Source organism: Coprobacillus sp., from assembly GCF_984815275.1.
Genome location: NZ_CFJNYH010000076.1, coordinates 1 through 6,131, shown reverse-complemented (window position 1 = coordinate 6,131; position 6,131 = coordinate 1). Strand labels below are relative to the sequence as shown.

The following is a 6,131-nucleotide window of genomic DNA, read 5'->3' as shown; positions in this document are numbered from 1 at the left end:
CATATATTCTTTTTCCTTCTTGACTCTTTTGTAGCTTTATGCTTTCTTCTAAATCCTCTTGCCATACATGTCTTTCTATCACTTTTGTACAATTCCTTGACTGTGTGCATTTTTTCAGATGTGGACAGCTTTTACACTGTTTTTCATTTGATTTGTATTGTTTCCTTCCATCTTTATTTGTTGTACTGTATCTTAGTATGCATCCCAATGGACAGACATATATATCTTCTTCTTGATTATATTCATACTGCCATTTCTTATAATATCCTTTTCCTTTTGATGCAGCCCTTTTCCTCGGAACGATGATTTCTTTTCCTTCGCTATGTACACTATGACATATTGGTGCAGTTGAATATCCTGCATCTAGTACCATTGTCTCTATTTGTTCTCTATATGCATAATCAAGATTTAAATGATAAAAGGCTACACTATCATGAACATTACCTGAGTCTATGCTCATCCCTAATATATATCCATGTCTATCACATCCTACATTCACATTATAGGCAAAACATTTCTCTTTTTCTCCTTTATGAAAATATCCACAATCAGGATCGCTTGTGCTTACCTTGATTTCCTTTGTGTCGTGTGTTTCTTTTTTTTTACGTTTTATTTCCTTCTTATGATGCTCCGCTCTATCTCTATCTATTTCTTCATCCAATTCCTTTTGATATCTTTTCGCTGCTATTTCTACTTCCTTATTGACTGACTTATTCTTGTTCGCATTTGCCTTAAGATGTGTGCCATCTATAAACACAATGCTTGGATCTACGACATCATTTTCTATAAGTGTCCTGATGAAGTATTCAAATATCTGAATCGCTGTATTATTTTTCTTGAACTTCCTTATATAGTTTTGTGAGAATGTGGAATGATCAGGAACTTTTTCATCAAAGCTTAATCCTAGAAACTATCTATAGGCTATATTGACCTTAACTTCCTCACATGTTCTTCTCATGGAATGATATCCGAATATGATATTAATAAACATAAGTTTAAACAAAACAACTGGATCAACTCTGGATGTTCCTATATCAGAATATAAGGGATCACATATATCATAAATAAAATCCCAGCTAATGAACTCATCAAGTTGTCTGACGAGATGATCTTCTGGTACGAATTCATCTAGTGATCCCATTATAAAGCTGTCACTTATTAACTGTCTGTTATTTTAATGTAAATACATTTGGAACACTTCTAGGATTTAAAAGTACTGTTGATCAATCAACAATTACTGATATTGTTATTCCTTCAACTATTGATGGTGTCAAAATTAAATTTATCACGCGCAATGCATTTAGTAATAATCAGTATTTAAAAAGTGTTAAAATTATGGATGGTATACCAGCCATTGGAAATTATGCATTTGATAATTGTCAGAATCTTGAAAGTGTTGTTATTCCAAATAGCGTCACTGAAATAGGTGAATATACATTCCGTGATAATATCAGTTTAAAAGAATTAAATTTACCAGATAGTATTGAGAAAATCGGTAAGTATGCTTTTGCAAATTGTACAAGTGTACAAAAATTACATATTCCTAACAAATTGAAAGAAATCCCTGAATATGCATTTAATGGGCTTACGAGTTGTTTAGAACTTGAGATTCCTTCAAGTGTTGAAACAATATCGAATTGGGGGTTTCAAGGATGGAATAGTCTAAAAAATTTAAATATTCCAGAAAGTGTAAAATTTATAGGTGATAAAGCTTTTTCCAGATGTAATATTCAAACATTAGTTATTCCTGATAATGTGACTAGTATTGGTAAGCAAGCTTTTAATTATTGTAAATCTTTAGAAACTGTTGTATGGTCAAAAGGAGCAACAACAATTGATGCACAAACATTTTATGAATGTAATAAATTGAGAGAAATTACAATACCAAACACAGTAACAGTTATACAAAGTGCTGCTTTTAGTTATACTGCATTACAAAAATTAATTATTCCTAGTAGTGTCCAAGTTATTGGTAATTCGACTTTTACGAACTGTCAGCTTATTGATGTGACTTTTGAAAATCCAAATAATCTTATAACATGTGGAACTCCAGCATCAAAATATTGGGCTTTTGGAAATCAGAATATAGGGATTGCTTTATATTGTACAAGTGATGGAGAATATGTTGATTTTGCAACACAAGGATTTAAAGAAGCAGAGAGAATTCAAGTAGAGGGTGATGACTTTGAAAATTTAGGTCATGGATTATGGAAAGTCAAATCTACGATGCGTTCATTTCCATCAAAAATTAAATATTCTTATAATATTATTGAAGATAACCCTGCAACTGTTATTGGTGGAGAAGTTGATTTAATTGTTAAAAAAACACATAAGATTACTTTTATGTGTGATGGAAATATTTTGGAAACAAAATATTATGTTGAAGGAGAAGATTTTGTTTTCCCTAATATTCCAGTAAGAGATGGATATACAGGGATATGGAATTATGATGAATCAGATATTACTGGTGATAAAATTATTGAAGTTATTTATAAGGCTTTACCAGTTGTAGAAGTAGATTCTATTGTCATTCCACAAAATGATCAATTAAATTGGAAGGATCAATTTATATTTAAGGATGCTGATGGCAATAAGATAGATAATGTTATTTTTAAAGGGAAAGTAGATACAAGGAAAGCAGGCATATATCATTTAACATATCAAGTGACAGACCAGTGGGGTGGTCAGATGAGTGGGCAATGTCAGGTAAGAGTTTGTTCTTTACCAACTTTAGTAGGATCTGATAATGTAGAGATACCAATAGATACACTTTTTAATCCAAAAGGATATTTTGTTTTTGAAGATGAAGATGGAAATAAAATTAATAATGTGACTTTTATTGGAACTTTGAATTCCCATCAAGAAGGGATTTATGTTCTCGAATATGAAGTTATTGATCAATGGAATCAAAAATTAAATGGAAAGTGTCAAGTACGTGTTTTACGTAGTCCAATTATTAATCTGGATCCTGATAATAATGATTCATTAAATAATGACCATGTAAAAGATGATTTATCTGATAACAATCATAAAGATAATTAATCTAAAGATTAAAATCAAATAATTCAAGATGTAAATACTGGTGATGTTACTGCTATAGAAATATGGGGAACTGTTATTTTATTAAGTGTCAGCATAGGAATTTATATGTTACATAAAAAAACAAGATAGATAATTAGTAATATCTTTATTTAATGATATTGATAGGAATTTTCTAAAAAAAGAAAGTTCCTTTTCTTTATGCGTAAATAAGTATTAAGGATGTCTATACGTTTATCTTATATAATTTTTATATATTATTGATTAATATATGTTATAGTAGTATACTATATAGTATAGGAGGGCTGCTATGGCATCAACTGTAGATTTAGTATTATTAGGATTGGTTCATGATCAATCAAGAAGTGCTTATGATATTCAAAAGCATATAGAATATCGGAATTTATCTTATTGGGTTAAAATTAGTACACCATCTATCTATAAAAGAATGATTGTTTTAGAGGAAAGTGGTTATTTAAAAAAAAAGATTATTAAGAATGGAAAAAATCCTGAAAAAGCAATTTATAAAATAACGCAGAAAGGTTTAGAATATTTCGATATTATGATGGAAGAATTTTCTAAGAAAAGTTTTCAGGTTTTATTTGACTTTAATGCTGTTATTGTAGGTTTAAATAAGGTTTCTAAAGGAGAAGCTTTGCAATATGTTGAAAATATTCAAAAGAATATTGAAGAATCATTATCTTTCATAACTATAACAAGACAGCAAAAGAAAAATATTCCGCTTGTTGGGCGAACGATTATGAAACAACAAATAATGGTTCTAGATTCTTTACAAAAATGGTGTATAGAATTTAAACAAGAAATTGAAAATGAGGAATCATTAGAAAAAATGCAAGAATTAGGAGGAGAATAAAATGTATCAATCAAGGTGTGGTATTTGTTGTGATGAGTGTGAACGAAAAGAAAGTGTTCATTGTACAGGATGTATCCATATGGAACTCCCATTTTGGGGTGGTCAGTGCGGAGTGAAATCATGTTGTGAAAGTAAACAACTTCATCATTGTGGAGAATGTGACGAATTTCCATGTAAAATGTGTGCTGAAATGGGAAAAGATATGGGATTTGATCCAGCACCAAGACTTCAAAAATGTAAAGAATGGAGAAAAGAGAAAGTTAGCTCTCATTAGTTTTACTTGTTTTTTATAACCCCTGTTGTATAATAGGTTTGAGGTGAAAACAATGATGATTTCAACAAAGGGACGTTATGCATTGAGAATTATGTTGGACTTAGCAGAACATGATTGTGAAGTATATTTACCATTAAGAGAAATTGCTCAACGTCAAAACATATCAGAAAAATATTTAGAAATTATTATAAAAATATTAGTTCAAGCGCGTTTTGTACAAGGTTTAAGGGGAAAAGGAGGAGGATATAGACTTGTTCGTGATCCTCATACATATACAGTTGGAAGTATTCTTAAATTGACTGAAGGGAGTTTGGCACCAGTTGCGTGTTTGGAATGTTCACCAAATACATGTGAACGTTCTCAGTTATGTAAAACTTTACCGATGTGGCAAAAACTTGATCAAATGATTGATGAGTATTTTGAAGGGATAACACTTGCAGATTTAATGAATTCATCAATTGACGGGAATGACTATAGTATTTAAAAGGTTCTTAGGAATCTTTTTCTTTTTTTTGTAATACCTATTGAATAGATAGGTATGAAGTGCTATAATACCTATAAACCTATTGATAATATAGGTAATTAAAAAAGAGGGGAATATAATGATGGCAAAACAATTAAGATTTGAGACTTTACAACTTCATGTAGGACAGGAAAAAGTTGATACAGCAACAGGGGCAAGGGCTGTACCTATTTATGCAACAACATCGTATGTATTTGAGAATAGTCAACAAGCAGCAAATAGATTTGCACTAGTTGAAGAGGGTAATATTTATACACGATTGATGAATCCTACCAATGATGTTTTTGAACAAAGGATTGCAGCTTTGGAAGGTGGGATTGCTGCTTTAGCAACAGCTTCTGGTTCAGCAGCTATTGATTATGCTGTAAGAAATATTGCAACAGTTGGAGATCATATTGTTGCATCGCAATCTTTGTATGGGGGAACGTATAATTTATTTGCAAATACGTTAAAAGAAGCAGGAATTACGACGACTTTTGTAGATAGTCAGTCTATAGATCAATTTGAGAAAGCAATCCAAAATAATACAAAATTAATTTATTTAGAATCGTTAGGAAATCCTAATTGTGATATTGCAGATTTGGAGAAAATAGCTGATATTGCACATCAGCATGGAATTCCAGTTATTGTGGATAATACATTTGCAACACCATATTTATTGAGACCATTGGAACATGGAGCAGATATTGTTGTCCATTCAGCTACAAAATTTATTGGTGGACATGGAACGGTTATGGGCGGTGTTATCATTGATGGTGGTCATTTTGACTGGACGCAGAATGATAAATTTCCTGGATTGACACAACCGAATCCATCATATCATGGTATTGTTTTTAGTAAAGCTTGTGGAAATATTGCATATATTATGAAAATACGTACAACCTTAATGAGAGACCAGGGTGCATGTCTTTCACCTTTTCATTCATTTTTGTTGTTGCAAGGTCTTGAAACATTATCATTAAGAGTGGAAAGACATGTTGAAAATGCATTGAAGGTTGTTGAGCATCTTAAAAATCATCCACTTGTGAAAAAGGTAAATCATCCATCATTATCAACAGGGACACAACTTCGTTTATATAATCAATATTATCCAAGTGGTGGCGGTTCTATATTTACATTTGAACTTAATGGAACTGAACAGCAAGCTAAACAATTTACAGAGTCACTTCATTTGTTTTCATTACTTGCTAATGTTGCAGATTCAAAGTCACTTGTTATTCATCCAGCTTCTACAACTCATTCTCAATTGAGTCAAGAGGAGTTATTATCAGTAGGAATTACGCCAACAACAATTCGTTTATCAATTGGTACAGAACACATTGATGATATTATAGATGATTTAAGTCTTGGATTTGAAAAAATAGAAAAAGTCATTCGGTAAAATGTCAAGAAAATAAATAAAATCTTTTTTAGATAAATCA

7 protein-coding genes are annotated in these 6,131 nt (G+C 31.1%); 5 read left to right on the top strand and 2 right to left on the bottom strand.

Annotation, left to right across the window (positions count from 1 at the left end):
• The coding region (locus AC5M21_RS15725; RefSeq protein ID WP_493531528.1) for a transposase at positions 1-757 on the bottom strand (757 nt) is incomplete at its 3' end.
• A gap of 153 nt (positions 758-910) precedes the next feature.
• Entirely contained in the window at positions 911-1,141 is a 231-nt protein-coding gene (locus tag AC5M21_RS15720) for a transposase (RefSeq protein ID WP_008787464.1), read from the bottom strand.
• Positions 1,142-1,233: 92 nt separating this feature from the next.
• Between AC5M21_RS15720 and AC5M21_RS15715 the strand changes: the two genes are divergently transcribed.
• From AC5M21_RS15715 to AC5M21_RS15695, 5 genes are all read left to right on the top strand, one after another.
• On the top strand, positions 1,234-3,042 hold the full coding sequence (locus tag AC5M21_RS15715) for a leucine-rich repeat protein (protein WP_270601589.1): 1,809 nt from the start codon (positions 1,234-1,236) through the stop codon (positions 3,040-3,042).
• Positions 3,043-3,349: 307 nt separating this feature from the next.
• Complete coding sequence (locus AC5M21_RS15710) at positions 3,350-3,913, top strand: PadR family transcriptional regulator (RefSeq protein WP_017143903.1); 564 nt, start codon at positions 3,350-3,352, stop codon at positions 3,911-3,913.
• A 1-nt stretch (position 3,914) separates the two neighbouring features.
• Positions 3,915-4,187, top strand: coding sequence for a DUF3795 domain-containing protein (locus tag AC5M21_RS15705; protein WP_008787468.1), 273 nt, complete (start codon positions 3,915-3,917; stop codon positions 4,185-4,187).
• Between the two features lie 55 nt (positions 4,188-4,242).
• Positions 4,243-4,671: an RrF2 family transcriptional regulator gene (locus tag AC5M21_RS15700; protein ID WP_428076125.1), complete on the top strand. Its 429-nt coding sequence runs from the start codon at positions 4,243-4,245 to the stop codon at positions 4,669-4,671.
• A 121-nt stretch (positions 4,672-4,792) separates the two neighbouring features.
• Positions 4,793-6,091 (top strand): aminotransferase class I/II-fold pyridoxal phosphate-dependent enzyme, encoded by a 1,299-nt coding sequence (locus AC5M21_RS15695; protein ID WP_199805893.1) that lies wholly within the window; start codon positions 4,793-4,795, stop codon positions 6,089-6,091.
• The last annotated feature ends 40 nt before the right edge of the window (positions 6,092-6,131 follow it).

Coding starts and splice junctions, on each gene's coding strand:
- AC5M21_RS15720 (WP_008787464.1), bottom strand. CDS start 1,141: ATGGGATCACTAGATGAATTCGTACCAGAAGATCATCTCGTCAGACAA.
- AC5M21_RS15710 (WP_017143903.1), top strand. CDS start 3,350: ATGGCATCAACTGTAGATTTAGTATTATTAGGATTGGTTCATGATCAA.
- AC5M21_RS15705 (WP_008787468.1), top strand. CDS start 3,915: ATGTATCAATCAAGGTGTGGTATTTGTTGTGATGAGTGTGAACGAAAA.
- AC5M21_RS15700 (WP_428076125.1), top strand. CDS start 4,243: ATGATTTCAACAAAGGGACGTTATGCATTGAGAATTATGTTGGACTTA.
- AC5M21_RS15695 (WP_199805893.1), top strand. CDS start 4,793: ATGGCAAAACAATTAAGATTTGAGACTTTACAACTTCATGTAGGACAG.